The organism is Bradyrhizobium sp. Unk1, from assembly GCF_059512345.1.
The window spans coordinates 1-25,848 of sequence record NZ_JCAMOP010000009.1 but is presented as its reverse complement, the minus strand read 5'-3'; the positions used below and the strand labels follow the sequence as shown (position 1 = coordinate 25,848).

At 63.1% G+C, this 25,848-nt stretch carries 30 protein-coding genes and 2 pseudogenes; 16 read left to right on the top strand and 16 right to left on the bottom strand.

From position 1 onward, the window contains the following. Together AC5ZFO_RS13365 and AC5ZFO_RS13360 are read right to left on the bottom strand one after the other, a co-directional pair. The gene (locus AC5ZFO_RS13365; RefSeq protein WP_282524255.1) at window positions 1-1,113 is read right to left on the bottom strand and encodes an ABC transporter permease; all 1,113 of its coding nucleotides are present in this window, start codon (window positions 1,111-1,113) and stop codon (window positions 1-3) included. Further along, window positions 1,110-2,222: a BMP family ABC transporter substrate-binding protein gene (locus AC5ZFO_RS13360; protein WP_282524254.1), complete on the bottom strand. Its 1,113-nt coding sequence runs from the start codon at window positions 2,220-2,222 to the stop codon at window positions 1,110-1,112. Before AC5ZFO_RS13360 ends, AC5ZFO_RS13365 begins: the two co-directional genes overlap by 4 nt. 399 nt (window positions 2,223-2,621) lie before the next feature. On the opposite strand from AC5ZFO_RS13360, the gene AC5ZFO_RS13355 reads away from it, so the two are divergent. Together AC5ZFO_RS13355 and AC5ZFO_RS13350 are read left to right on the top strand one after the other, a co-directional pair. Beyond that, window positions 2,622-3,896, top strand: coding sequence for an allantoate amidohydrolase (locus AC5ZFO_RS13355; protein ID WP_282524253.1), 1,275 nt, complete (start codon window positions 2,622-2,624; stop codon window positions 3,894-3,896). Window positions 3,897-3,997: 101 nt separating this feature from the next. After that, on the top strand, window positions 3,998-5,371 hold the full coding sequence (locus tag AC5ZFO_RS13350; RefSeq protein ID WP_282524340.1) for a hypothetical protein: 1,374 nt from the start codon (window positions 3,998-4,000) through the stop codon (window positions 5,369-5,371). Between the two features lie 10 nt (window positions 5,372-5,381). Here AC5ZFO_RS13350 and AC5ZFO_RS13345 read toward each other — a convergent pair whose 3' ends face one another. Beyond that, window positions 5,382-6,701, bottom strand: coding sequence for a dicarboxylate/amino acid:cation symporter (locus AC5ZFO_RS13345; protein WP_282524252.1), 1,320 nt, complete (start codon window positions 6,699-6,701; stop codon window positions 5,382-5,384). 182 nt (window positions 6,702-6,883) lie between these two features. On the opposite strand from AC5ZFO_RS13345, the gene map reads away from it, so the two are divergent. After that, window positions 6,884-7,636 (top strand): type I methionyl aminopeptidase, encoded by a 753-nt coding sequence (gene map / locus AC5ZFO_RS13340; RefSeq protein WP_496122184.1) that lies wholly within the window; start codon window positions 6,884-6,886, stop codon window positions 7,634-7,636. Between the two features lie 87 nt (window positions 7,637-7,723). Here the strand turns inward: map and AC5ZFO_RS13335 are convergent, their stop codons facing one another. Next, a complete protein-coding gene (locus AC5ZFO_RS13335) occupies window positions 7,724-7,945 on the bottom strand; it encodes a hypothetical protein (RefSeq protein ID WP_282524251.1) in 222 nt (73 codons plus the stop codon). 364 nt (window positions 7,946-8,309) lie between these two features. Between AC5ZFO_RS13335 and AC5ZFO_RS13330 the strand changes: the two genes are divergently transcribed. Beyond that, a complete protein-coding gene (locus tag AC5ZFO_RS13330) occupies window positions 8,310-8,492 on the top strand; it encodes a hypothetical protein (RefSeq protein WP_282524250.1) in 183 nt (60 codons plus the stop codon). Window positions 8,493-8,517: 25 nt separating this feature from the next. Here the strand turns inward: AC5ZFO_RS13330 and AC5ZFO_RS13325 are convergent, their stop codons facing one another. From AC5ZFO_RS13325 to AC5ZFO_RS13315, 3 genes are all read right to left on the bottom strand, one after another. Next, window positions 8,518-9,897, bottom strand: coding sequence for a vWA domain-containing protein (locus AC5ZFO_RS13325; protein ID WP_496122155.1), 1,380 nt, complete (start codon window positions 9,895-9,897; stop codon window positions 8,518-8,520). 5 nt (window positions 9,898-9,902) lie between these two features. Continuing rightward, window positions 9,903-10,850 carry an AAA family ATPase gene (locus AC5ZFO_RS13320; protein WP_282524248.1) on the bottom strand — a complete coding sequence of 316 codons (948 nt, stop codon included), beginning with the start codon at window positions 10,848-10,850 and terminating at the stop codon, window positions 9,903-9,905. 145 nt (window positions 10,851-10,995) lie between these two features. Next, window positions 10,996-11,193: a hypothetical protein gene (locus tag AC5ZFO_RS13315; protein WP_282524247.1), complete on the bottom strand. Its 198-nt coding sequence runs from the start codon at window positions 11,191-11,193 to the stop codon at window positions 10,996-10,998. A 226-nt stretch (window positions 11,194-11,419) separates the two neighbouring features. Here AC5ZFO_RS13315 and AC5ZFO_RS13310 point away from each other — a divergent pair, with 226 nt between their 5' ends. After that, on the top strand, window positions 11,420-12,394 hold the full coding sequence (locus tag AC5ZFO_RS13310; RefSeq protein WP_282524246.1) for a quinone oxidoreductase family protein: 975 nt from the start codon (window positions 11,420-11,422) through the stop codon (window positions 12,392-12,394). Between the two features lie 39 nt (window positions 12,395-12,433). Here AC5ZFO_RS13310 and AC5ZFO_RS13305 read toward each other — a convergent pair whose 3' ends face one another. Both AC5ZFO_RS13305 and AC5ZFO_RS13300 read right to left on the bottom strand, forming a co-directional pair. Then, the gene (locus AC5ZFO_RS13305) at window positions 12,434-12,709 is read right to left on the bottom strand and encodes a hypothetical protein (protein ID WP_282524245.1); all 276 of its coding nucleotides are present in this window, start codon (window positions 12,707-12,709) and stop codon (window positions 12,434-12,436) included. Window positions 12,710-12,808: 99 nt separating this feature from the next. Continuing rightward, the gene (locus tag AC5ZFO_RS13300) at window positions 12,809-13,417 is read right to left on the bottom strand and encodes a S24 family peptidase (protein WP_028156659.1); all 609 of its coding nucleotides are present in this window, start codon (window positions 13,415-13,417) and stop codon (window positions 12,809-12,811) included. A 166-nt stretch (window positions 13,418-13,583) separates the two neighbouring features. On the opposite strand from AC5ZFO_RS13300, the gene AC5ZFO_RS13295 reads away from it, so the two are divergent. After that, on the top strand, window positions 13,584-14,114 hold the full coding sequence (locus AC5ZFO_RS13295) for a GcrA family cell cycle regulator (protein ID WP_496122154.1): 531 nt from the start codon (window positions 13,584-13,586) through the stop codon (window positions 14,112-14,114). A gap of 38 nt (window positions 14,115-14,152) precedes the next feature. Further along, window positions 14,153-14,725 carry a hypothetical protein gene (locus tag AC5ZFO_RS13290; protein WP_496122153.1) on the top strand — a complete coding sequence of 191 codons (573 nt, stop codon included), beginning with the start codon at window positions 14,153-14,155 and terminating at the stop codon, window positions 14,723-14,725. 49 nt (window positions 14,726-14,774) lie between these two features. Here the strand turns inward: AC5ZFO_RS13290 and AC5ZFO_RS13285 are convergent, their stop codons facing one another. Continuing rightward, window positions 14,775-15,131 (bottom strand): hypothetical protein, encoded by a 357-nt coding sequence (locus AC5ZFO_RS13285; protein ID WP_282524242.1) that lies wholly within the window; start codon window positions 15,129-15,131, stop codon window positions 14,775-14,777. A 688-nt stretch (window positions 15,132-15,819) separates the two neighbouring features. On the opposite strand from AC5ZFO_RS13285, the gene AC5ZFO_RS13280 reads away from it, so the two are divergent. Continuing rightward, window positions 15,820-16,005, top strand: coding sequence for a hypothetical protein (locus AC5ZFO_RS13280; RefSeq protein ID WP_282524241.1), 186 nt, complete (start codon window positions 15,820-15,822; stop codon window positions 16,003-16,005). Window positions 16,006-16,150: 145 nt separating this feature from the next. After that, complete coding sequence (locus AC5ZFO_RS13275; RefSeq protein ID WP_014493705.1) at window positions 16,151-16,492, top strand: phasin; 342 nt, start codon at window positions 16,151-16,153, stop codon at window positions 16,490-16,492. Window positions 16,493-16,542: 50 nt separating this feature from the next. Here AC5ZFO_RS13275 and AC5ZFO_RS13270 read toward each other — a convergent pair whose 3' ends face one another. The 3 genes and pseudogenes from AC5ZFO_RS13270 to AC5ZFO_RS13260 all read right to left on the bottom strand — a co-directional run. Beyond that, window positions 16,543-16,719 (bottom strand): hypothetical protein, encoded by a 177-nt coding sequence (locus AC5ZFO_RS13270; protein ID WP_282524240.1) that lies wholly within the window; start codon window positions 16,717-16,719, stop codon window positions 16,543-16,545. 78 nt (window positions 16,720-16,797) lie between these two features. Beyond that, window positions 16,798-17,628: an alpha/beta fold hydrolase gene (locus AC5ZFO_RS13265; protein WP_282524239.1), complete on the bottom strand. Its 831-nt coding sequence runs from the start codon at window positions 17,626-17,628 to the stop codon at window positions 16,798-16,800. A gap of 148 nt (window positions 17,629-17,776) precedes the next feature. Continuing rightward, a pseudogene (locus AC5ZFO_RS13260) lies at window positions 17,777-18,138 on the bottom strand (BamA/TamA family outer membrane protein); the annotation flags it as partial. Between AC5ZFO_RS13260 and AC5ZFO_RS13255 the strand changes: the two are divergent. Further along, window positions 18,137-18,336 (top strand): annotated as a pseudogene (locus AC5ZFO_RS13255) (hypothetical protein); the annotation flags it as partial. The pseudogenes AC5ZFO_RS13260 and AC5ZFO_RS13255 overlap by 2 nt on opposite strands. A 27-nt stretch (window positions 18,337-18,363) precedes the next feature. On the opposite strand, the gene AC5ZFO_RS13250 reads toward AC5ZFO_RS13255, so the two are convergent. Continuing rightward, window positions 18,364-18,624: a hypothetical protein gene (locus AC5ZFO_RS13250; protein WP_282524238.1), complete on the bottom strand. Its 261-nt coding sequence runs from the start codon at window positions 18,622-18,624 to the stop codon at window positions 18,364-18,366. 277 nt (window positions 18,625-18,901) lie between these two features. Between AC5ZFO_RS13250 and rocF the strand changes: the two genes are divergently transcribed. The 4 genes from rocF (at window position 18,902) to AC5ZFO_RS13230 (ending at window position 22,271) form a co-directional block, all read left to right on the top strand. Continuing rightward, on the top strand, window positions 18,902-19,879 hold the full coding sequence (rocF, locus tag AC5ZFO_RS13245; protein WP_282524237.1) for an arginase: 978 nt from the start codon (window positions 18,902-18,904) through the stop codon (window positions 19,877-19,879). Between the two features lie 160 nt (window positions 19,880-20,039). Continuing rightward, on the top strand, window positions 20,040-21,311 hold the full coding sequence (gene soxC, locus AC5ZFO_RS13240; protein ID WP_496122152.1) for a sulfite dehydrogenase: 1,272 nt from the start codon (window positions 20,040-20,042) through the stop codon (window positions 21,309-21,311). After that, window positions 21,298-21,840, top strand: coding sequence for a c-type cytochrome (locus AC5ZFO_RS13235; RefSeq protein ID WP_282524235.1), 543 nt, complete (start codon window positions 21,298-21,300; stop codon window positions 21,838-21,840). Before soxC ends, AC5ZFO_RS13235 begins: the two co-directional genes overlap by 14 nt. Window positions 21,841-21,986: 146 nt before the next feature. Beyond that, complete coding sequence (locus tag AC5ZFO_RS13230) at window positions 21,987-22,271, top strand: hypothetical protein (protein ID WP_282524234.1); 285 nt, start codon at window positions 21,987-21,989, stop codon at window positions 22,269-22,271. Window positions 22,272-22,402: 131 nt separating this feature from the next. On the opposite strand, the gene AC5ZFO_RS13225 is transcribed toward AC5ZFO_RS13230, so the two are convergent. Then, the gene (locus AC5ZFO_RS13225; RefSeq protein ID WP_282524339.1) at window positions 22,403-23,647 is read right to left on the bottom strand and encodes an NRAMP family divalent metal transporter; all 1,245 of its coding nucleotides are present in this window, start codon (window positions 23,645-23,647) and stop codon (window positions 22,403-22,405) included. 803 nt (window positions 23,648-24,450) lie between these two features. On the opposite strand from AC5ZFO_RS13225, the gene AC5ZFO_RS13220 reads away from it, so the two are divergent. Then, window positions 24,451-24,624, top strand: coding sequence for a DUF3606 domain-containing protein (locus AC5ZFO_RS13220; RefSeq protein ID WP_282524233.1), 174 nt, complete (start codon window positions 24,451-24,453; stop codon window positions 24,622-24,624). 34 nt (window positions 24,625-24,658) lie between these two features. Here the strand turns inward: AC5ZFO_RS13220 and AC5ZFO_RS13215 are convergent, their stop codons facing one another. Beyond that, entirely contained in the window at window positions 24,659-24,844 is a 186-nt protein-coding gene (locus AC5ZFO_RS13215; RefSeq protein WP_014493715.1) for a hypothetical protein, read from the bottom strand. A 498-nt stretch (window positions 24,845-25,342) separates the two neighbouring features. Between AC5ZFO_RS13215 and AC5ZFO_RS13210 the strand changes: the two genes are divergently transcribed. Further along, entirely contained in the window at window positions 25,343-25,675 is a 333-nt protein-coding gene (locus tag AC5ZFO_RS13210) for a hypothetical protein (RefSeq protein ID WP_282524232.1), read from the top strand. The last annotated feature ends 173 nt before the right edge of the window (window positions 25,676-25,848 follow it).

Sequence of the window (25,848 nt, the reverse complement as noted above, 5' to 3'; positions counted from 1 at the left end):
TCAGGATTTTCCCTTCAAAAATCCAATGCGGCCGTAAAGTGCATCGCTGGCCAGCACGAAGACGAAGATGATGCCCTGAAGCACCAGAACGGATGCGTCGGGCAATCCGAGACGGCGCTGCAGCAGGCCGCCGCTGGCGCTGATGCCGCCGAGCAGGATCGCGACGGGAATGATCGCGAGCGGATTCTGCCGGGCAAGGAAGGCGACGAGAATGCCGGTGAAGCCATAGCCCGCCGCAAGGTTGGCGTTGGTGCGTCCCTGCACGGCGGCGACCTCGACCATGCCGGCAAGGCCCGCGGCGCCGCCGGCGAGGAAGCAGATGGTCAGGATCAGCTTGCTGACGCCGAGGCCGACGATCTTTGCGGCGCGGATATTGCCGCCGGTGACGCGCGCGGCGAAGCCGAACACGGTGTGATAGATCAGGACGTAGGCGGCGATCGCGGCGATCAGGCCGAAGACGAGGCCCCAATGCACGTCGGTGCCGGGAATGCTGCCGATCATGTTGGCCGCGCCGATCTCACGCGTCGACGGCTTGTTGAGGCTGGCGGGATCGCGCATCAGCCCCTCAACAAGATGATTGAGGATCGCGAGCGCGATGTAGACGAGCAGCAGGCTCGAGATGGTCTCGTTGACACCGCGATACTGGCGCAGCGCGCCCGACAGCATGATCCACAGGCCGCCGCCGACTACGCCGCCGATGACCATGGCAATTTGCACGACGAGCGGCGGCATGCCCTGAAGCGCCAGCGCGGCGCTGGTCGCCGATAGCGCGCCGATTAGGAGTGCGCCTTCGCCGCCGATGATGACCATGCCGAGCTGTGCCGGCAGTGCGGTGCAGAGCGCGGTGAGGATCAGCGGCGCAGCACGCGTCAACGTATTCTGCCAGGAGAACCAGGTGCCGAAAGCGCCGTAATACATGTAGAAATAGAGATCGAGCGGGTTCTTGCCGAACATCGCGACGAAGATGCCGAAGACCACGAGCGCGCCGGCCAGCGCCGCGCCCGGGATCAGGATGTATTCGATTGTCGCGCCGTGGCGCTGGAAAAAGCCGGGACCGGCGGCCGAGGCAATTGTCCCGGCCGCTTCAGTGGAATCCGCGGCTTCCGTTGTCACGAAGTCGCTCCGATCACGCCTTCGACCAGGTAGTCCATCTTCTCCAGCTCAGGATCCTTCTGGCCGCGATCGGTACCGGCTGCGATCACCGTCTTGCCCTTGTTGTCGACCAGCCCGCCCTTGAAGATGGCGTAGCCCTCTGCCGACAGGAATTTGGCCTTGACCTCGTCGGCGTGCTTGCGCGCCTCGGCGGAGACTGCCTCGCCGTAGGGCGAGGTCTTGACGATCTCTTCCTTGAGTCCGCCGCGATAGAAGTTCGGGATGCTTTCGCCGGCGGCGATCATCTTCACGAACTTCGGATAGAGCGCTTCCCAATTCCACTCGGCGCCGGTGAGATACGCCTTCGGCGCCAGCGGCGACTGGTTGGTGTGATAGCCGCAGACGAAGGCGCCGCGGCGTGCCGCGTTCTCGACCATGGTCTTCGGACCGTCGACGTGGCAGGTGAGTACGTCGACGCCCTGATCGATCAGGCTGTTGGTGGCTTCGGCCTCCTTGACCGGCATCGACCAATCGCCGGTGAAAATGACCTGCGTGGTGGCCTTGGGATTGGCGAGCCTGGCGCCGAGCGCGAAGGCGTTGATGTTGCGCAGTACCTGCGGGATCGGCTTGGCGGCAACGAAGCCGAGCTTGCCGCTCTTGGAGGTGTAGCCGGCGACGATTCCCGAGATGTACTGGGCCTCGTCGATATAGCCAAAATAGCTGCCGGCGTTCTTCGGATCCTTGTCGCTCCACAGGCCGCCGCAGTGCTCGAAGCGTAGCTTCGGGAACTTGGTGGCCATCTTGATCATGTGCGGGTTGTAGTAGCCGAACGAGGTCGGGAAGAGCAGGGTGGCGCCGTCGAGGTTGATCATGGACTCGATCGTCTTCTCGACCGCGTCGGTCTCCGGCACCTTCTCTTCCTCGACGACCTTCAGACCCGGAATTTTCTTCAGTGCCGCCGCGCCCTGCGCATGCGCCTGGTTGTAGCCGTAGTCGTCGCGCGAGCCGACATAGATGAAGCCGATGGTCGTTTCGGCCGCCAAGGCCGGCCGGACGCCCGCTGCTGCACCGAGAGTGAGGGCCGCGCTGCCTTGCAATAAATGACGTCGTGAAATCCTGCCAAAATCCATTGCCTGCTCCCCTTGGCGGATGCACCGCCCCAATCTCTCGGCTGCGCCGGTCTGGCGGAGCCTGGGGATAAAATGTCGCAAGCTTCGTGCCAGAGGCCACGGAGCGGTCAATTGATGTGAAGGCATTGAAAAGTATAATGTTTATGAATTTTCAGAATCCCGCCGAGCAAATCGTCAGATTAATTTTTGAGCAGAATATATTAATTGTATGCAATGGAGTTGAGCAGCCAGGCCAGCTCGCGTGTGGGCATGACGGGAGCTACGGTCTGCCGGCAACCCGCATTCATGCTACCCACGCGCGGATCGGGACCGGGTTGGTGATTTTTCGCTGGCACCGAACTTGTATCGATCGCCGCCAGGACCGCCGCCGCGGTCCCAAGAGATGGGAAGCTCGCCGAGATGGTTGCTGGTAACGCCGTTCAGAACGCATCGCTCGGCGAGGAGATCCTGCGCGGGATCGACGAGCTCGCCGCGATCTCGGAAGACGGCGACAAGCTCACCCGCATCTATCTCACCAACGAGCTGCGCAAGGCCGCTGACCTCATCCTGGGCTGGATGCGCGAAGCCGGCATGGGCGCGCATCTCGATGCGATCGGGAATGTTTGCGGACGCTACGAAGGCGAGCAGCCGGGGGCGCCCTGCCTGATGCTCGGCTCGCACTACGACACGGTGCGCGATGCCGGCAAATGGGACGGACCGCTGGGGGTGATCACGGCGATCGCCTGCGTCGCCGATCTCAACCGCCGCGGCAAGCGCCTGCCGTTCGCGATCGAGGTGATCGGCTTTGCCGATGAAGAGGGGGTACGTTTCGCCTCGACGCTGCTCGGAAGCCGGGCGGTGGCCGGCACCTTCGACGAGAGCGTCCTGAACACGCGCGACCGCGACGGCGTGTCGATGCGCGATGCGCTCGTCGCGTTCGGCCTCGATCCCGATCACATCGGCGCGGCCGCGCGGGCCCGGCGCGAACTGCTCGCCTATCTCGAATTGCACATCGAGCAGGGCCCGGTGCTGGAAGCGCAGAACCTGCCCGTCGGTGTCGTCACTGCGATTGCGGGCGCGACACGGCTCGCTGCGCGGCTGACCGGCATGGCCGGTCACGCCGGCACCGTGCCGATGGCGCTGCGCCGTGATGCGCTCGCCGGCGCGGCCGAATGCATCGGCGCGATCGAGCAGTTCTGCCGCACCGACGAGAGCGGGCTGGTCGGCACGGTCGGCTATATCCAGGCGAGGCCCGGCGCGACCAATGTCATCCCCGGCGAAGTGTCGTTCACCATCGACATGCGGGCACCGACCGACATGCATCGCAAGCGCGCGGTCGCCGACGTCGTCCGGCAGATCGAGGCCATCGCCAAGCGCCGGCAATTGGCGCTTCAGCTCGACGTCACTCACGAGAACCGCACCGCGCCTTGCGCGCCCTGGCTGAAGGATCAGATCGCGCAGGCGATCGCTGCCGAAGGCGCCTCGGTGTTCGAGCTGCCGAGCGGGGCAGGGCACGACGGCATGGCGATGATCGATATCGCCGATGTCGGCATGATCTTCGTCCGCTGTCGCGGCGGCATCAGCCACCACCCGGACGAGCACGTCGAGCTCGCCGATGCCGACGCCGGCGCGCGCGTGCTGCTGCGGGTGATCGAGAATTTCAGGCCGCGGGAGGGCCGTGCCGGCGCGAACTGATTGCCTGAAGCCCGCAAGTCACCGGGTAGAGATACGAATCAGTCATGTTTAAAATGGTGGCCGCCATCACGGGGTCACGAGACATCAGCCGATTGACGCATATGAACAGCGACATCTCATTTCCATCACATCGTGAGAACCGGTTCTACCAGGGGATGGCTGCGACCTTTGTCGCCAACGCGCTTCAGGCGGTCAATTTTCTCGGTGATCGCTTCCTGAGACAATCGCATCATGCGTTGTCGGACATCGAGGACTTGTACCGGCACTCGATGGACAGCGCCTTTTCGGTGACCGAGGCCTTCCTCGTCACGGGAGCGCCGCACGCTTCCGCCTATTATCCGCGCGATTTCGCCTGGTTTTACCCCGACGTCCTCGACCCTGAAACCATCATGGATGCGCAGGACGCGGTCCGTCGGGCGCGCCTGCTCGAAAAGAGCGTTCGCCTCCTGCTGGAGGCGGTTCGCGCCGACGTGGTCACGACGACGATCGTTCCTGCGGGACGCGGGCGGTACCTCGGCGTGAATTATTTCTCGCGGCCCTCTGACACGCTGCTCGGCATTCTCGCCGGTCTCCAGCAGATGATAGGTGCCGACGAGAGAGCGTCGTCCTATCTGGCGATGTCGCAATGCGCACATGCCGGCCGCCTGCTGCTGGCCGAATATGGCGTCGACCTGAAGCGCGCGATCCTCCGGCTTGCGAGCGAACTGGAGCCATTTGATCACGACGGCACCAGATATCTGCTGTGCGATGCCGGCGGGCCTCGCTCTGCGGCAACGGATACGCGGGCCGAGCGCAGGCGCTTCGTCACCAACGCCTGCGTCTACACGACGTTCGTGTGGGGCGTGCAGCTCGGGATCGTCGACGAGAACGAACTGAAGCGGCTGCTCGGTCGCGACCTTGCGCAGTACAAGAGAGATCTGCTCCGCTTGTTCGGCAAGGACGGCTATATCAGGCATTCGCTTGACGGCCCGGCGGGCGCACCGGTGTCCTTGGTGGCCCTGGATTTCGTCAGCGTGCATCGCGGCTTCTGGGACATGAACGATGCCGGCGAGCGGGCGCTGTTTGCGGCTACGACGGATCTGATCATCGCCGAGCCGCGCTTTCGCATCCCCAGCACGTTCCACTTTCTGGTGTCCGCGGATAATCCACGGAACAAGATGATCCACAAGATCGCGGCGCCGGCCTATCAGGGGCGTTCGTCGTGGCCGACATTCAATGTTGAATTCGCGGATCGGATGCTGGATTTTGATGAAGCCTTAGGGAGCGATACCTATCGGGCTTGCGCGCAGGGGATATTGAAGGACATTCGGACCGCGACCGAAGTCCATGGCGGCTATCAGGAGCTGATCTCGGAGCAGGGCCTGAAGTATCGCACCTGGGCGTATAAGGGCGCCGTGGCGCACTCATGGTTTCCGCGCTTCCTGTCCGTCTGGAGGAGGGCGTATGGAACGCCACTCCTCCGGTGGGATGACTGATCCGCGGGCGCTACCCCGCGGTCACGTCGACCAGCTCGCCGCCCTCCAGCACCTGGGCCGCCTTGGCGCGGTCGAGATCGCCTTCCCAGGCGGCGACCACGACAGTCGCCACGCAATTGCCGACGAGGTTGCCGAGCGCGCGGGCCATGCCGATGAACCAATCGACCGACAACACCAGCACGAGGCCGATGGCAGGAATGCTCGGCACCGCGTTGAGCGTCGCGGCCAGGATCACGATCGCCGAGCCCGGCACGCCGTGCGCACCCTTCGACGTGATCAGCGAGACGCCGAGCACCAGCAGGAGGTCGCCGAAGGACAGCGGCGTGTTGGTCGCCTGCGCGATGAAGACGACCGCAAGCGTCAGGTAGATCGAGAAAGCGTCGAGGTTGAAGGAATAGCCGGTCGGGATGACGAGGCCGACCACGGAATCCTTCACGCCCATCCGCTCCAGTTTCTTCATGATCTGCGGCAGCACGGCATCGGAGGACGCGGTCGCGAGCACGATGGTCAGCTCTTCGCGCAAGTAAGCGAGGAATTTGAGGATGTTGATTCCGGCGAGCGCCATGACGCCGCCGAGCACGCCCAGCACGAAGATGCCGACCGAGACGTAGAACAACATCACCAGCGAGACGAGCTGCTTCAGCGAGCCGACGCCGTATTTGCCGACGGTATAGGCGACCGCGCCGAGCACGCCGAGCGGCGCGACCCGCACGATCAGCCCCATCACCCGAAACAGCACGCTGGAGGCCGCGTCGATGATCGATGTGACCAGCGCGCCTTTCTCGCCGCCGACGAGTGCAAGGCCGACACCGAACAGGACCGCGAAGAACAGCACCTGGAGCACGTCGTTGCGCGACAGCGCATCGAACGAGGTGCTGGGGATCACGTTCATCAGGAAGGCGCCGATGCCGCCGCCGGACAGCTTGTGGGCGTTGTCGGCATAGGTGTTGAGCGCCTTGGCGTCGAGCGTCGAGGGATCGATGTTCATGCCGTGGCCGGGGCCGAAGAGATAGGCGAGCAGCAGGCCGACCACGAGGGCGACCGTCGTCATCACCTCGAAATAGACCAGCGCCTTGACGCCGACCCGGCCGACCTTCTTGAGGTCGCCGGCACCGGCAATGCCGTGCACGACGACGCAGAAAACGATCGGGGCCACGATCATCGAGATCAGCTTCAGGAAGGCATCGCTGAGGATCTTGAGCCCGATGGCGAAGTCCGGAACGGCCATCCCCAGGATGACGCCAAACACCAGCGCGGCGAGGACCTGGACGAACAGCGAGGTGTAGAGCGGCTTCGGCTCGGCGGTAGGTACCGCGGTGATGGTCGTCATGGTGGACTTCCCCTTTTCGACGCGTCTTGGACGTCAAAAAGGAGCAACAACCGTGCCAGATTGTCGCGGCTTGGTCCTGGAAGTCATCCAGGGCGCCGCATAATCCGGGATTCTTGCGCGCGCTCTTCCGTTTGCAAGTCGGCATCGCAACAGCTATGTCCCGGCTTTCGCAAGAGCTTGATATGACAATCTCGAATGAGAACGATCTGATCTGCCTGAAAGAGGTCGGGCGTATCGTCGCCAATGCGCTTGAGGAGATGGGGAAAGCCCTCGAGCCCGGCATGACCACCTCGGAACTCGACCGGATCGGACGAAAGTTCCTTGAGACCGCCGGAGCGCGTTCGGCGCCGGAACTGGCCTATGCCTTTCCTGGCGCAACCTGCATCAGCGTGAACGAAGAGATCGCTCATGGCATCCCGGGCGCCCGGCGGATCGAGCGGGGCGACCTCGTCAACATCGACGTCTCGGCCGAGAAGAGCGGCTTCTTTGCCGATACGGGAGCCTCGTTCGCCGTTCCGCCCGTGCCCCGTTCGATCGAGCGTCTTTGCAGGGATGGTCGGCGGGCGATGTGGACGGGCCTGCGACAGGTTGGAGCCGGCAAGCCGATTGCCGGCATCGGTCAGGCCATCGGGACGTTTGCGCGGAAAAACGGCTACATGCTCGTCAAGAACCTAGCCAGTCACGGTGTCGGCTTGTCGCTCCACGAGGAGCCGACGGAGATCGCGACATGGCCCGATCGCTCCGAGCGCCGCATCATGAGCGATGGCCTGGTGTTCACCGTCGAGCCGTTCCTGTCGCTTGGCGCGGAGTGGGCCGAGAACGGTGATGACGATCCATGGACGCTCTACAGCAGCCCCGAGGCGCCTACCGTTCAGTACGAGCACACGGTTGTCGCAACCCGCAATGGACCGTTGATCGTTACGTTGGCGGGTTGAGGCCGTCCCCGCTACGCGCTGTCAGCGGGAACGCTAGAGATTATTTTTCAGGCGATCATGCAGAGCCGTTGCGCGCAGACAGCCTCGTCACGCCACGAGATCCAGTAGCCGGCACGATCCGCGCACCAGCACCTTGCGTCCGGTCGGCGTCATCGAAGGTACGCCGTCATTGATCACAACGAGACCGAGCTTGACGAGACCTTCGACGAGATAGGCCTTCGAGAGGCGACCATTTGGCACAGGGTTGCGAAGCGCTTTCAGCGCTTCCCATTGGTCCGGCGAAAGATCGAAGTCGATGTCGTTGATCATGTTGCCTCAAGCGATAGTCAAGTTCGCGGGCCCCTGTTAGCGGCGTCGCATGAACACCATGCGACGACAATGAGTCGGGAATTCGGTAAGCTGTTTAGAACCTCTCTTCACGAATTGCCGCACTTCATTGCGCCACAACAGTTAAGATCGTTTGCGCACGAAAATCGTCCCGCGCTCCGATCACTAATTGATGATGTGCGCTTGATCGTGCGGCGAGCGTTACCGCAGTGCACGGGAAGCATCGCTGTCCCATTACGCGTCGCGATATGCACAGAAATCGTGAAGCGAGAGCGATTGGACTCTGACTGGACTCTGCTACGTTGATTCGCAGGGGATTGGCTTCACACGACAGGAGTGTGAGTGCATGAACAGGCTGGTGGAAATTCGCAGTCAGGAGTTCCTCTGCCGAGAGCGCGCCGCGCTGGATTCGGAGCGACGGGCGTTCTGGCTCGCGCAGGCCCAGGAATGGGAGCAGCGCGCGCTCGACGAAATCGCGTATCACTTTCGGGAGTGCAACCTCGTCCAGGCCGAGCTGACTGCCGCCTGACGCCAGCGGCGAACGTGATTGCCGTCTACTGATAAGTCGCCACGATGTCGGACACGGCGCGCTCGAGCTGCTGTGCGGTGGCGCATTGGCGTACGACAGTGCAAAAGGTCGCGTAGCGCGGCATCTCGGAATCACCGAAGCCCCAGGCGAGCCGTCCTTCGGGATTGAGCCAGACCACGCGCTTCGAGCGTTCGGAGATACGGCGCAGGATGTCGGCGCGCGGGTCGAGATTGTTGCTGCGGGCGTCACCGAGCACGATCACCGTGGTCTGCGGCGTCAGCGTGCTCATGAACTCCTTCTCGAAATCGACGAGCGAAGAGCCGTAGTCGGATGAGCCGAAGCCGACCTTGGACATGATCTCGGCCATCGCCTCTTCCGGCGACTTCTTTTCCAGGATCTCGCTGACCTCGATCAGATGCGAGGAGAAGGCGAAGGAGTGGACGTCGTCGACCACCTCGTGCAGCGAGTGGATCAGGAGCAGGAAGAAATCGGAGACCTGCGCGACCGAGCCTGAGACGTCGCAGATTGCGACGATCTTGGGCCGGTCGCGGTGCTTGCGCTTCCACGCGGTGAGGAAGGGCACGCCGCCCCAGGCAGCGTTACGGCGCAGCGTGCGGCGCACGTCGAGATGGCCGCGGCGCTGGCGCTTGCGCGGCTTCGAATAACGCTCGCGCAGGCGGCGCGCGATCTGGCGGATGAGGGCGCGCATCTCCGCGACCTGGCGCCGCTCGATGCGGGCAAGCGGCGCGTTGCGCAGGATTTCGTTGCGGAGGTTTTCGGCCTCCTCGCGGGCATAGAGCGCAAGGCCTTGCGAGACCGTGTCGCGCACCGCTTCGCGCAACGCGTCCAGCGCGCCGCGCAGACGCTCGGCCAGCGACGGATTGGTCGCGGTGAGCGCGTCGAGATCGTCACGCAGGCGCTGAAGGCCCATGGCGTCGAGGATGCGGCTGGAAAAGATGCCGCGCTGAGTCGAATAGCGGATGTCGGACAGCGAAGCCGCACCGGAAGCGCTGGCGATCGCGGCTGCGATCGCGTTGCGATCCTGCGACAGCAGCATCTGCGCAAGCGGGCCTAATCCTTCGGAAGGCTGGCCTTCGCCTGCTTCGCTGGCCGAGCTGAGTGAGGGGGTCTGATCCGCGTCCTGCGAGGCGTCGTCGTTGTCGTCGGCTTCGGGTTGATGCTGCCGCGGCTCTGGTTGGCTGAAGAAGAGATCAAAGCAGTCGCCGAGGGCGAGCTTCTCGTCCTGCGACTTGGCGAGGGTCAGGAGCAGCGCATCGCGCAGGATGGCCCGGTCGGAAAAGCCGACCTGCTTGACCGCGCGCATCGCATCGATGCTTTCGGCGGGCGAGACATGCACGCCGGCGCCGCGCGCCGCCCGAAAGAAACGATGGAGGTTCTCGCGCATCGGCGTCAACCGAAGACGTTGGATCGTGCTGCCTTGGCAATGAAGGTCGTAACTTGCGGCGTTGCTGCCTCGATGTCGGCCTCGTATTTCAGGAGCACGTTGAGCGTGTCCTTGACGATCTCCGTATCGAGCTCCGTAGCCTGAAGTAGAACCAGGACGCGCGCCCAGTCGATGGTCTCGCTGACCGAGGGCAGCTTCTTCAGGTCGAGCGAGCGGATCTCGTGGATGAAGCCGACCATCTGCCGGCGCAGCGCCTGCGAGATGCCGGAGACGCGGCTCTCGACGATGCGTTCTTCGAGCCGCTGCTCGGGGAAGCCGATATGCAGATGCAGGCAGCGCCGCTTCAGGGCGTCGCCGAGGTCACGCTCGCTGTTGGAGGTGAGGATCACCGTCGGCGGCGTGATCGCCGAGACCGTGCCGAGCTCGGGGATCGTGACCTGGAAATCGGAGAGGATTTCCAACAGCAGCGATTCGAACTCGGCATCCGACTTGTCGATCTCGTCGATCAGCAGCACGCAACCGCCGGGCTGCTCCAGCGCCTGGAGCAGCGGCCGCGGCTCGACGAACTCCTTGGAGAAGAAGACGTCACCGAAATCATGGAGCTGCTCGAGCGCCGCGTGCAGCGTCTGCGCACCGCCGAGGACTTCGCCGAGCTTGTCCTTGAGGATCTGGGTGTAGAGAAGCTGTTTTGCGTATTTCCACTCGTAGAGCGCCTTGGCCTCGTCGAGGCCTTCGTAACACTGCAGGCGGATCATCTTCATGCCGCGCCAGGCAGCAATGGCCTTGGCAAGCTCGGTCTTGCCGACGCCCGCGGGGCCTTCGACCAGGATCGGCTTCTCGATCTGCTGCGACAAATAGACGGCGGTCGCGATCTGCCGGCTCGCGATATAGCCTTGCGCGGCGAGGCCGCTCTCCACTGCCTCGATCGAGGTCGAGGCCTTCTGTTCAGCCACGAATGGGCGCTCCCAAAGGTCTTGCTTGAGGCTTGTTCTGCCTGCGTTCCCGGCAAAGAACAAGCCTCGTTTGGGAGGCAACAGACCCGCGCGGACGGCGTTTTTTCCGCCTAACGCAAATACTTGAGGGGGACGCCGACGGCGGTCAGTGCCGCAGGTCCGGCTTGCGGATGGTCTGCCGGACTTCGGCCCCGCAGTCCGCGCATTCATAGACGAAGTCGATCTTGGCAAGCCCCCAATGCGGTTCGACCTCGCGAACATACATCGGCAGGAACCCCATGCAGGCAGGGCAAATTACAGGCGCGATTTCGATGTCCTGATGATGCTGTACATAAGCTGGCATCTCGGCTCTCCTTCGCAGGCGACCACCAAACCCCGTGCAAACGCTACTGCCCGTTGCCCCGGAGCCGTCATCAACTCTTTCGAACAGAGGCGGAACAGCGGGCCTTTGTCGTTCGCTGTGACATTCTTGTTACGTCTCTGTACTGTAACGGGCCGACCAAATTCCTATTTCAGGGGCCGATCCGTTTTCCACGGACCTTCACGGCAACAATAAGGGAGCAACGCCCATGACGCATGCCATTCGCTTTCACAAGACCGGCGGTCCTGAAGTCCTGGTCTGGGAGGAGGTCAGCGTCGGGAAGCCCGGACCTGGCGAGGCGCGCATCCGCCACACAGCCGTCGGTCTCAACTTCGTCGACATCTACAATCGCTCGGGCGTGTATCCGGCACAATTGCCGAGCGGTCTTGGCAGCGAGGCGGCCGGAATCGTCGAGGAAGTCGGCTCGGGTGTCACCAATCTGAAGCCGGGCGATCGCGTCGCCTATGGCGCATCGCCGCTCGGTGCCTATTCCGAGGCGCGGCTGATCCCGGCCGACCGGTTGTTGAAGCTGCCTGATGGTGTCGACGACAAGACCGCGGCGGCCATGATGCTGAAGGGGCTCACCACCCAATACCTGATCCGGCAGACCTATCGCGTGAAGGCCGGCGACACCATCCTGCTTCATGCCGCGGCCGGCGGCGTTGGCCTGATCCTGAGCCAGTGGGCAAAACATCTCGGCGCGACAGTGATCGGCACCGTCAGCAGCGACGAGAAGGCAAAGCTCGCCAAGGCACATGGCTGCGATCATGTGATCATCTATACGCGCGAGGATTTCGTGAAGCGCGTGGACGAGATCACGGGCGGCAAGAAGGTGCCGGTGGTCTATGATTCCGTCGGCAAGGATACGTTCCTGAAGTCGCTGGATTGTCTTGCGCCGCTCGGTGTTGCCGCGCTGTTTGGTGCGTCCTCCGGCGCTGTCGAGCCGCTCAATCTCGGCCTGCTCGCGCAGAAGGGCTCGCTCTACGTCACCCGTCCGACGCTGTTCACCTACGCTGCCAAGCGCGAGGCCCTGGTCGCGATGGCCAACGAGCTGTTCGACGTTGTGAAGTCCGCCGCGGTCAAGATCGAGGTGCACCAGACGTACCCGCTGAAGGATGCCGCCAAGGCGCATGCCGACCTCGCCGCGCGCAAGACCACGGGGTCGACCGTTCTCACGGTGTGATCTCTGACCGGGCAGTGGCGCAGGCCGTTTGGGCCTGCGTCACGTCTTCTCGTGCTTGCGCAGGTCGCGGGCGTGATCGAGGCGGATCGCCTGGAGGTCGACTTCTTCAGGCGGAATCTGGGGGAGGGCGGCCTCGGTCAGGATGGCCGCGGTCACGTCCTCCACCGCATTCTCCGCGATTTCGTGGATGAACGAGATGTTTCGATACTCACCCGAAGCGACGCGGGAGATGACCTCGCGCCTTGTGATTTCGGGATCGACGACCGCCTCGCGTCCGCGCCGCCCATAGTCGATCATCACGACGAAATACTGCATGAAACGATCCTGCCGCGCTCCGTAGTCGGGAGCGCGGCAGAGTATTTCCGAAAAACAGAACTAAGTCAAGGGTTATTTCCGAAAAACGGAAATAGGCCCCTATTTGCTCTTCTTGCGAGGGCGTGCTGACTTGGCGCGCAGCCGCTCGAGCTGGCCCTTGGGCATGGACAGGCAGATCTCGCCGACCCACTCGAGCTTGACGCCGACGATCGGCTTGGCGTTGAAGCTGGTGAGGTTGACGACGGAGGGCGACTTGCCCCGTTCGATGGTCTTCAAATAACGCTCGCCGGTCTTGAGCCGGACCACGGCCTCTTCGCCGTAGAAGCTCGACAGTGGATGGCGCTGGTCCTTGTAGACGACGATCACGTCGCCGCTCTCGTATTTAGGCAGCATCGAATCGCCGACGATCTCGAAAGCGACGGTCTCTTCCATGATCGGGAACGGCAGCGCGATATCGCCGAGGCCTTCAGGGGGAACCTGTTCATAATCGGGCTCGATCACAGCGCCGGCCCCGACGCGGCCCATGATCGGCGCGAGATTGAGCTCAAGATATTCCATGATCGGAATGATTTCAGACGCCTTCACCAGGCGCTCGCCGCCCAGGATCTCCGACACCGCGCCGGGCCGCACGCCCATGGCCGCCGCCAGGCCGCCCTTGCTCTTGCCCGTCTTCTCCAGGCCCCGCTCGATCATTGCAACGTCCAACATGGTGATTCCCTCGATTGCCCATCGTCCCGCCTCTTGTAATCCGAAATTCGGAATTGATGCAATTATGAATATCAGAATTGTCGCTTGACAGTTGCTTCGGAATACCGGAATGTAGGCTCCGCCTCGCGATCGAACGATCGGAGGAGGCGCATCACAGGACAGCAGCATGGAACCGGGTCATTGGCCGTCGGAGCACTCCGACGCGCTTCACGACTATTTTCTCAAGGGGATGTCTTATGCGGAGATCGGAAGACAGATAAACGGAAGGTTTGGAACGGCTTACACACGCAACGCGGTGGCCGGCCGCGCCAAGCGGCTGGGACTCGCGGCACCGGCGCGGATGACGAGTCCATCGATCGTGCCGTCCTTGCCGTCAGGAGCCTGTCTCATCGGGCCGCCCCGTCCGGCGGTGCCGAACCTGAACTTTCCGCCGAAATCCGCAATGAAACCCGCGCGGGTCAAGTTGCGCTGTGTCGGCGTCCAGCCCCGACTGGTCGCGCTGGGCGAACTCGGGCGCGACGACTGCCGCTATACCTATGGTGGCGACAAGGACGGGGAGGGGATCGCCTTCTGCGGCCATCCGCGCCAGCCGGGCTCCAGCTATTGCTCGCCGCATGCCCGCCTGACGCGAAGGTCTGAGGCTGCGTCCGCTCGCGCCGCCGGTCCTGTCGTCCTGAGGCTGATCTCTGCCGCCTGACGGGACCGCCATTCATTCAATTTGCGAGGAGTATCCGAGTGGCACGTCTACGACGCAACAAGTCCTACAGATTGACTGGAATCTACGATCGGCGATCGCGCGAGGTGCCGTTCAATGCCGAGGTGGCGGAGGTCGAGGTCGACAATCCGCTGGCGCTCGATGCCGGCGAGAAGATCGTCGCCGTCCGCTCGGTCCGCGGCGATCCGCTCGGCCGGTTGCACGCGCATCACCAGATCGATGAGGCGCAGTATCGCGGCGGGCGCGCCTTCCAGAACGACTGGGAGAGGGCGGAGCGCGGGCCCCAGGCGGTGGACCCGACGCGCGAATATGTCGATGGCACGCGCTCGCGCGAGCCCGTCACCGAGGACCAGCGCCAGGCTGTGCTGCGCCTGAACCGGGTCGAGCGCGAACTCGGTACCGATGGCGCCGCGCTGGTGCACGACGTCCTGGTGCTGGGGCTGACCATGGATCAGATCGGGGAGCGGCGGGCTGTCCGTACCCAGCGCTGGAACGACTATTTCGCACGGCGCTTTCGCGAATGCCTGGACCGGCTGGCGCTGATCTACGGCTTTGCGACTGAAGGCGGGGCTCAGCGCGCCAAGCAGCGTTGAGAGTAGTGGCGCGCCTGCGATCTCGCCGCAGGCGCGCCCGGGCCGCTTGTTACGGATGCGGCACGATCTGGTAGGGCGTCGTGTAGGGCTCGACACGGAGAGACGCGTTGGCCAAGAGCCCGATCTTAACGGTCGGCGCCTGTTGCAATTCGCCGTTCGGGCCGCGATGCACGTTGTACTGCCAGACCGTGAGATCGCCCTTCTGCGCCAGCGCGTGCGCAACCGCGCTTGCATCATTGCCGCCAAGCGCCTGGAGCTCCTGCGCCGACAATCCGACGACGATTTCGTCCTTGATGGTGACGATCTTGAACAGATTCATCCTGGTCTCCTGCGCCCATGCGCCTTGTATCGAGAGGGTGAGAAGCGCGACCGCGCCGCCCTTGATGAGATCGCAGCGGGAAAGCATGCTGTCGTCCTTTGGTGCTGAGGCGCGCCCGAATCAAGAAGTCCGTCAGCCATGGCGCCCGTGGTCTGCGTGGCCGCTTCGCAACCGCTTGGTCGTTCAGCCTTGAACGACGGTTCATTGGCGGAGATATTTTCGGACCGATAAACCCTGGTGGGGGAACCGCGTCCAAGCCGAGCAGCCCAAGGGGGCTTCACTGGCGGACGGATCAAGACGCTGCAGGCCGGCTGCGAGGCTCGACGTTCATTCCGTTGACGATACAACCGCCGCGGTCGGACTCGCCAATTACGTGTATGCGCTGAAGAAACTTCAATCTGACCTCGTTCACACCAGAAACACGGCGAAACGCCGCACCGATTGACAGCGATCGAGGCCGTGTGCGTGATTGATGCCGCTTCTTGACGCAGGTGGGTGACGACGGTCCATAATCCTGTTATCCGGAATTGCCGTGCTGCGATGCGGACGAAGCATCGCTACGGCGACGGTTGGGCTTGCCGGAAGGGTTGTTTCTTGACATAATTGCAACCTGTTCGGTTGAGCCAGTCCGTGTGGACATGTGGTTCGACGTGTTAACCCACCGGGTGCCCCGGCCGAGATCTCAGGGGCACCATGGCGTCCGGTCATGGTGTTCGGTTCTCGAGCGAGACCTCGACGTCTGATTACGAGGGCCGATGCTTGTCATAGGTGCGAGATGAAAAACCTCAATTTCGCGGCTGAACTGCACCTTAAGCTCGGCGCGCCTGCAAGCAGCACCGTTGAAAGTCTGCGTCTGCTTCGCGCGTTCCTGAAGCTCGCGCCTCGACAGCGTTTCGAGGTGATCAAGCTGGTCGAAGACCTCGGCACCGAAGAAACCCGTCCCGAGCACCCCCTGTCCTGACCCCGGCCGCGCGCCGGCCTTACGCCTCGTCCCTCGTTTTCCTGCCGGAGCCGGACCGCCCGGGCGACGTTTGTCCCCCAGGCTGCCGCTGGAATGCGGTGCGGCAAGTGTGGTATTCAGTTGGGAAAAAGGGGAGGAGATGACCATGATCGAACCGAAGCTCGAAGTCCCAGCCGAACTGCGCGACCTAGCCGAAAAGACGATCGACCAGGCGGAACAGGCCTTCGGCATGTTTTTCGAAGCTGCCACCAAATCGATGACTTCGGTTCCCGGAGCGGGTACCGAAGTGTCCAAGCAGGCGCTCGCGTTCACCGAGCAGAACATGAAGTCGGCGTTCGAGCACGCGCGCAAGCTCGTGCATGCCACCGACCTTCAGGAAGCGATGCGAATCCAGTCCGACTTCCTGCGCAGCCAGTTCACCAGCGCCGGCGACCACATGCGCCAGATGACCGGCAGTTTCATGCAGCCCGGCAAAGGAAAGTCCTGAGTTCCGGTGTGCGCCGCGTGCCCGCAAATTGATCCTGCGTGACGCCGCGCTCAGCCGCAGCACGATCCCGGAAATTGCGAGAGATCGATGCGGGCGATGATCGACCGGAGCAGCTTGCGGGTTGCACGATAGAGATGACGCGCGAATGCCGATGTCCTCGCAGCCGGCAGGCCAAGGCTTGCCGTGTCGAGACGTTTCGTAAGAAGGCTTTCGGGGGAGTGCGACACGTGCCTCTCCGGGATGGTGAGGCCCTTGCTATCGTTGCCAGCCTGGAGCTGCCTTGATCTGCCGCAAAGCGGGCCCGGCTAGTAGTCGCCGGGATTCATGATCATAGGGCTTCTGGTGTCGGCCGGTGCGAGCGAGCTGCTGGCACTGTCACGCAGGAAGCGGTCGAGTGTCGCCTGGATCTTCTCCTTGACCGCATCGGGACCGCGATCGCTCATCTCGGTGTGCTGAGCACCGGTATGGACGATGTCGATGCCGCGCGCTTTGGCCTCGTCAGGCGTCGGCAGCACGCCCGGGTCGGTCTGGAAATGCGGATCCTTGGAGCGGAACGACAAGATCTTCAGGTTGTCGCTGAGCACGAAGGGCACCCGCAAATTGTCGAGCGTGATCACCTTCGACACGATCTCCGGGTGCTGATGGGCGACATACATCGAGACGTCGCCACCGTTGGAATGGCCGACGAGGGTGATGTGGTCGTAGTCGGTGTTTTCCTGCCGTCGCTTCAGTTCGGCCAGGGTGAAAAGGATGTTGGCCTCGCAGCGGATATAGACCTCGCGCCGCCCGACATATTGCTGACCGACATGGGTCATCAACGGCGGATCGCTCGGCAGGTCCTGCTGGATGCTGGCAACGAGATAACCGCGCGCCGCAAGTACGTTGGCGAGGAAGGAATACTCGGTCGCCTTGACGGTGTTGCCGTTGCTGATGATGGCGAGCGGGAGCTTCCAGAGCCCGAGATTGGCCTTGGTCTCATAGTCGCGCCGCACCGCGATTTCGACCGAGATCGGCCGTTGGCGCGCGGCATCGAACAGGGTCAGAACCTCATGTCGGATCGCGAACCGGCTGACCACGAAATACTGGCCGACGCCGAGCACGCAGAGAAAAGCCAGGATTGCAAACACCCTCTTCATAGTTCCGTCCCAATCACTTTCGACTGAAAATGGTCACCGGAAGCCCCCGGATCGAGCGATCTTGAGCAGGTTACGGGATTAAATTTAGGCAAGTCTGTGAGCAAGGCCGCAAAAGGGCCGCATGCCGGGTGTGCTCAAAGCGCGGCAGCTAGAGGCAGCTGCCCCTGCCGCGTTCGGGGCAAAGCCGGAATGCGCTCGAGAGGGTGAACAGGAAGCGTGGGCTGCGGCGCTCGTTGTCTGGAGCCCGGTAGCCCAAGGGGATGGCTACGCCGAGATCGGCCTGAAGATCGTCCGGCAGAAAGAACCGCACGCCGGCTCCGGCCGATGTCAGCGACAGGCCGTCGCTCAGCCGGTAGCCATCGTTCCAGACTGCGCCGGCGTCGCCAAAGGCGTAGAGCTGATAGCCGGTCCAGTGCGGAAATTGAGCTTCTGGTCGAAGCGCAGCTCGAGCGAGCCGGCAAGACCGTTGTCGCCGCTGATCTCGGCTGCGCCATAGCCCCGGCCGAAAGCCCCGATCGTCGGCTCGACCATCGGTCTCAGCAAGCAGCTCGGGCTCACAGTCGTGGCGGAAGGCATCGAGAACCGTGCCACGGCCGACTTCCTGGTCAGCATGGGATGCGAGGAAGGGTATTTCTTCGGCCGGCCGATGCCTGCCAGGCGTTCGAGAGGCAATTCCTGCCGCAGCCCCGATCCGCCACGGCTGCCTAGCTGAGTTACGTCACGCGGGCTTCATTGCTAACGCCGGCGGGCGATGGCAACCCCGAACAGGAAGGCGACGAACAGGCTCGCGAGCGGCGCTTCACGTGTGATTGCGGCGACCGTCGAGAGCGGTTTACCCGGCTTTCGAGCTTCGTCGATGACATGCGTCAAGCGGTCGACAGCGGCGCGCAAGCCTCCCGCGACCTCACCGATCGAATGGGAGACGTCGGCCGCCGCGTCGATGGCGCGCTCGGCCATGCCGGGCTGGGACGGGGGCTGCGGAATTTCGGTGCTCAAATTCGTAAACTCCGCTTCTGACGAAGTGAATGAGGCCGGCACCTTTGGCTATCCGCGCGAGCGCTCGTTTTGAACAGCGGGTCCGAAGACCTTTGGCTATCCGCGACAGGCGCCGTAATGTACGGCGGGTGCCGGCCTTGCAAGGGAAATGCGGTGCGCGGGATTTTGTTCCGGGACGGCTTCTCTCGCGGCGTCTTTTCACCGAGAAATACCCGTGAAACGACGGGTACGAATCTCTGTTAGGCTGCCACGACCTTGTGGATGTCAGGAGACTGCCGTGACCGATCGGACCATGCCGGATCGAGCCCGGCGTATCGCCTTGCTCGGCGCGCCCATCGACATGGGAGCTTCGCAGCGTGGCACCTTGATGGGCCCTGCGGCGCTGCGCACCGCCGGGCTTGCGGCATTGCTCGAAGGCCTTGATTTCGAAGTTGTCGATTACGGCGATCTCTCCGTGGCGGAGGTCAGCGACCTCGCTGACAGGCCGCCCGAAAAAGCCAATCACTATCGCGAAATCCAGCGCTGGACGCGGATGCTGAGCCGCAGAGGCCATGAGATCGCGCAGACCGGGGCGTTGCCGATCTTCCTCGGCGGCGATCACACATTGTCGATGGGCTCGGTGAATGCCATGGCGCGCCACTGGCAGGAGCGCGGACGTGAGCTGTTCGTGCTCTGGCTCGACGCCCATGCCGATTACAATACGCCCGAGACGACTATCACCGCCAACATGCACGGCATGTCGGCGGCGTTCTTGTGCGGCGAGCCCGGCCTCGACGGATTGCTTGGCGATGATCCGCGCGCCTCGATTGATCCCGACAGGCTGGACCTGTTCGGCGCGCGTTCGATCGACAAGCTCGAAAGGGAATTGATGCGCACACGCCGGATCAGGGTTGTCGACATGCGCCAGATCGACGAGTTCGGCGTCGCCGTGCTGATCCGGCGCGTCATCGAGCGCGTCAAGGCAAGCGATGGCGTGCTCCATGTCAGCTTCGATGTCGATTTCCTCGATCCGTGTGTGGCGCCGGGAGTCGGCACCACGGTGCCGGGCGGAGCGACCTATCGCGAAGCGCATCTGATCATGGAGCTGCTTCATGACTCAGGCGTGGTCGGATCAGTCGACATCGTCGAGCTCAATCCGTTCCTGGACGAGCGCGGTCGCACCGCGCGGACTGCGGTCGAGCTGATCGGCAGCCTGTTCGGACAACAGATCACCGACCGGCCGACGCCGAGTAACGCGATCGCACCGGGCGAGTGACGCCGAGAGCTGTTTTGCATTGCGAAGAACGGAATGGCTGTTGCGGCTGGCTGATCTAGATCAGTCCTGGTCGAAATCGCCTGCTTTTGAAATAGGTGCGGATTGCAAACGCCCTTCGCGGAGGGTTTGATGCGGGTCGCGCTTCAGCCGAGGATCCGCAATGAGCAGCACGATCGACGCCGCCGGAAAATCCGCGAGAACAACACGCCGTCGCTTCCTGCAAGGCGGCACCGCGGTGGCGGGCGGCGCCGTTCTGGGCGCCGGTGCGTCGGCCGCGGCGGAGACGGACAACCTTCCGCCCAACATTCCCGAATGGATGAGGGCGCCAGGCGAGCCGATGGGAGCCCAGCCCTATGGCGCGCCGTCACCGTTCGAGAAGGGCGTCGTCAAGAACATCTCGAAGACTCTCAAGCAGTACATATCGGCCTCCAGCCGGACGCCGTTGCCGGAGCTCGACGGCATCATCACGCCGAATGGACTGTTCTACGAGCGGCATCATGGCGGTGTTCCGACCATCGATCCGGTGCAGCATCGGTTGATGCTGCACCGCCTTGTCGAACGGCCCCTGATCTTCACGATGGACGATCTCAGGCGCTTCCCGTCGGAGTCGCGCATCCATTTCCTCGAATGCTCCGGCAATCCCGGCTACACCAAGCCCTATGGCAAGACGGCATCGGACCTCGTAGGTCTGGTGAGTTGCGCCGAATGGACCGGCGTGAGCCTGAAGCTGGTGCTCCAGGAGGCCGGATTGAAACCGGACGCCAAATGGGTCGTCGCCGAAGGCGCTGACGCCGCCGCGCTGACGCGCAGCATTCCGATCGAGAAATGCCTCGAGGACGCCCTTCTGGTCTACAGCCAGAACGGCGAGCGGTTGCGTCCGCAGCAGGGCTATCCCTTGCGGCTGTTCTTGCCGGGCTTCGAAGGCAATATGAGCGTGAAGTGGCTGCGCCGCCTGCACGTGACCGCGGAGCCCACTTATTCGCGCGAAGAGACCTCGAAATACACCGATCTCTTGCCCGACGGCACGGCGCGCGAGTTTTCCTTCTACATGGAAGCGAAGTCGATCATCACGCGCCCCTCGGGCGGTCATCGCCTGAGCGCGCCCGGCTTCCATGAGATCACCGGCATCGCCTGGAGCGGACATGGCAAGATCGAGCGCGTCGAGGTTTCGGTCGATGACGGCAAGAGCTGGCAGGACGCGCGATTACAGGAGCCGGTGTTGACGCGCGCCCTCACGCGCTTCCGCTTGCCTTGGCAATGGGACGGCAAGCCAGCCGTGATCCAGAGCCGTGCCGTCGACGAGACCGGCTATGTGCAGCCGACGCTGGCCGAGCTGCTCGCGGTGCGCGGCGAGAACTATTTCTACCACAACAACGCGATCTGGCCCTGGCGCATCGCAGCCGACGGCGAGGTGACCAATGCGCTGGCGTGAGACCTGCGGCGTTGCCGTCGCAATCGCGCTGGGTGCCTTCGCGAGCGAAGCGCAGGCGCAAAGCCCTTATGGCATCGGTCGCCCTGCGACGGCTGCAGAGATCGCGGGCTGGAATATCGATGTCGGACGTGACGGCCAGAATCTGCCGAAGGGGGGCGGTTCGGTCAGCCATGGCCGCGAGGTGTTCGCCCAGCAATGTGCGTCCTGCCATGGCGATAAAGGCGAGGGGGGCCTGGGTGACCGGCTCGCCGGTGGGCAGGGCACGATCGCAACGGCCAAGCCGATCCGCACCGTCGGCAGCTATTGGCCTTATGCGCCGACGCTGTTCGATTATATCCGCCGCGCCATGCCGCAGAACGCGCCGCAGTCGCTGAGCGACGAGGAAGTCTATGCGGTGTCCGCCTACATCCTGAACCTGAACGGGCTGGTGGGAGCGGATGCGACACTCGATGCCAAATCGCTTTCGGCTGTCAAAATGCCGAACCGCGACAGCTTCGTCGGCGACGCGCGCCCGGACGTGAAAAAGTGATCGTATCGGGACGATCTGTTCCGCGTAGTGGCTCGGAACTTGCTTAAGCGAAGGCCGGAACTCGCGGGATACGTTTGAGTTAACCCGCGAGAGGAAGCGGGATACGTTTGAGTTAACCCGCGAGAGGAAACAGCACGGGTCTTTCGATGACAACAGATCGTTTCGCAAACTCCATGTCCTCGGCGCTTCGCCATCCCGGCGTGATTGCGCTGATGGTGGCCGGCTTGACGATTGCTGCGATGCTGATCGTCGATCACGGGCCGTGGAACCGCGCCAAGACGCAGCCGGCTCATGTCGCGATGTATGCAACGACGGGCGAGGCCGCACATGCCGCCGGCGCCAAGGTGCTTCCCACCGCACCGAAGTCGCCGGTCGAGCCGGAGCGGCCGGGGCCGAAGACATCTCCGACCGTCAATCCCGTGACGCCGTAATACGGTTCATCAGCGTGCCGGCCGTGCGCGCGGCCTTCATCATCGTCATCGTGTCGCAGATCTTGGCGTCGTAGATCTTGGCGTCGCAGATCTCGGCGTCGCAGATCTCGGCGCAGCTGTCGCCGGTCGGGTCAGCCGATCGCGGACGAGCCGAGCAGAGCGAGGACGGCGAGCGCCATGATCGCGGTGCCGAGCCAGCCCAGCGCGACCAGCCATGAGCGGGCTTTGAAGCGGCCCATGATCGCGCGGCTCGAGACGATCAGCATCATCATGGCCATGACCGGCACGGCAACGATGCCGTTGAGCACCGCGCTCCATACCAGCATGTGTATCGAGTCGATGCCGGTGAAGCCGAGGCCGAAGCCGATGATGGTTGCGGCCGCGATGATGGTGTAGAAGCCGACCGCCTTTTCCGGCTTCGCCTCCAGCGTGGCGCGCCAGCCGAAAGTCTCCGCAACGGCGTAAGCCGCCGAGCCCGCCAGCACCGGGATCGCCAGGAGGCCGGTGCCGATGATGCCGAGCGCGAACAGCGCGAAGGTGAAATCGCCGGCGAGCGGACGCAGCGCTTCGGCCGCTTCCGTCGCCGAGTTGATCTTGGTGACGCCATTGCCGTTCAGCACGGACGCCGTGGTCAGGATGATGAAGAAGGCGATGCTGTTGGAGAGCAGCATGCCGACAACGGTGTCGGCCCTGATGCGCGCGATCTCGGGATCGCCCCCGCTCGGAAGGTCGCGCAGCGGCTTGTCGCGCTTGCCCTGGTTCATCTCCTCGACCTCTTGGGAGGCCTGCCAGAAGAAGAGATAGGGGCTGATGGTGGTGCCGAGCACGGCGACAACCATCAGGAAATACTCGGCGCTGATAGTCACCTTCGGCCATACCGCGGCGAGCAATGCGGTGCTCCACGGGATCTTCACGGTGAAGGCGGTGGCGACATAGGCGAACAGCGTCAGCGTCAGGAATTTGAGCACCGGCGAATAGCGGCGATAGGGCACGAACACCTGGAGCAGGGTCGAGCCCGCCGCGAAGATCAGGGCGTGCTCGTGATTGAGCCCGCCGATGACCAGCGAGAGGGCCTCCGCCATCGCGGCGATGTCGGCGGCGATGTTGAAGGTGTTGGCGATGACGAGCAGCGAGACGAGCCCCAGCACGATCCAGCGCGGCGCGAGCTGCAGGACGTTGGCGGCCAGCCCCTTGCCGGTGACCCGGCCGATCCGCGCGCTGACGAGCTGAATCGCGATCATGAACGGCAGGGTCAGAAACACCGTCCAGAGCAGCCCGTAGCCGAATTGCGCACCCGCCTGCGAATAGGTGGCGATGCCCGACGGATCGTCGTCGGCTGCGCCGGTGATGAGGCCGGGCCCCAGCCGTTTCAGCAGCCCCGGCCCGGACTTCGCCGAACCTTCGGCGCTGTCGTGCTTGGCGGCGTGCTGTTTCGATCGGTTTGACAGGGCTGACCTTCCGGAATTGCGAAGTGTGCTTTAAGCGCGATCATGGCCGCAAAGTTCCTGCGTCGGCCAGCGCCGCCGCCTGTTGACGCAATGCTCCGTGATTGCTTTGACACGTCGGGCAAAACACCTGTAGAGTCGTACCATCGCAGAGATCGAGCCCGAACCGTCCCGGTTGCGGGCTTTTCATTTGCTTGACGTCGAAACGGTCACCATCGTATCGCACGCCAGAACATGTTGCCGATGGTCGGCCGATGCCTGGACACAGCATCTGTCGGCGATCAGGCAGCACGCGCTCGGCTGTCCGCCGTCGCGCAGCACGGTCTGGTTCTCATGACGATGGCACCCGCCGACCGGTAGGGTTAACATCGGCTGATTCGCGCTGTGCGAAAATTAGGAACCAAAGGTGGGTTAGCACGTTGCGCTGCCGGTCGACCGGCTGTTCCCAACCCGCCCCGGCAGCAAAGTCACGATACGGTCCTGCCTTGCCCAAGGCGGTGACCGCGTGCGGTGCGGGCAAAGAATTTGCAACGAAAAGGGGGCTCGCGTGGCCGCCGACCTGGTTTTTAGAATTGCAATTGTCGGGCTGTTTGTATTTTCAGCGGTGCTGGCTTCCATGCTGTGGCTGAACGTTTGAGCCTCGACGTGTGAGCCCCGCCCTGTGAGTCTCGCTCTGCCGTTTGGAACGGCCGGTCCATGTTGGCGTTTTTTTCTTCCGTGAGGGAGGAAACGCAATGGACACTCTGACGAAGCGCGCGCAACCGGACCGCAGCAAGATCAACATGCACGAGGCCTTCGAGGTCAAGTACTGGACGCACGCGCTCGGCGTATCGAAGGAGGAGCTGCAAAAGGCCGTCGACAAGGTCGGCAATTCGGCCGCGGCCGTCCGCAAGGAATTGGGGAAATAGCGCGTTCAACGCATTCGCGGCGAAACGCGCGCTGCTACTTGATGCTGACGAACATGCCCCAGGCGGCGGCCAGCGCGCCGCCGGTGAAGACGACCACCGGGTTGTCGCAGAACGTGCTGCCATAGCTGCACACGTTCGCGCCGAACTGGCCGAGCTCGTGATGGCTCGCGGAGTAGAACAGTCCGGACAGCACCAGCAATGCGGCGGCGACGTAATACATCGACGAAATCTCCAGCCTGCCCATGCGCCCTCGCAAGGGACATGTCCCAGCATGGCGCGGAGAGATTTCATTCCGCCGAATCCGCTTCGCCGCATTTGGATAAAGTTTGACCCAATGGGCAAATGATGTCGTGACGCAGAAAATGAACGCGGTTAGAGCGTGTACTGATAAATCCACAATGCCCGCTTAGCCCCCAAGAACGGCGCAGAAGCGGACGCTCCATGAGGTCCGGGAAGGGCCAAGCGGATTCCTCAGACCAAACACGCAGCTGCGCTGACCTTTAGTCAAGCAGTCGTTGCTGAACCTTTGCCCGAGTTGAAGGACTCACGTCCATAAGCGCCGGGGGACGAAAGTCTCCCATGACGAGGTCTCGAACGATTGTGGCTGTTGCGCCCATCACCGAGACGCAGCTGTAAGCGCCATCTTGTTTTCCGGGTTGCCAGCCTTGTCCGCATCAAGCCCCGCGGATCGGGCGGCGAAGATCGCGGAGGCAAAGAGATGTTTCCAGCAATACCTGCGGCACTGTTGCTTGGCTTGACGGCGCTAGCGACGCCAGCACTCGCGCACGATGGCCCGCTGAAGTTATGGTTTGAAAGCTTGCAGAGCGAATTTGGACAGTGCTGCACCGATCTTGACGGGTACATCGTTTCTGATGCGGATTGGGAGTCCAATAGCGGGCGTTACCGCGTCTACATCGACAACGAATGGGTCAACGTGCCCGATGGCGCCGTTGTCAAGCAACCAAACCGTTTCGGCCGTACAATGGTCTGGAAGCATTACATCGACGGCCATCCACGCATCCGGTGCTTCATGCCTGGCAGCATGACTTGATGCCGTTTTAAAGATGGGCCGCTCAGGGTCAAAACCGGCAATACTCTGATTGAGCAACGAACTTCTGCTTAGGCTCCAAAAGCCGACGTCTGCTCCTTTATGATGGGGTGGACGCCCCGCCCGACGGCATCGATGTGCCAAAGTGGAGTTGTTGAGCACCACTTAAGGGAGGC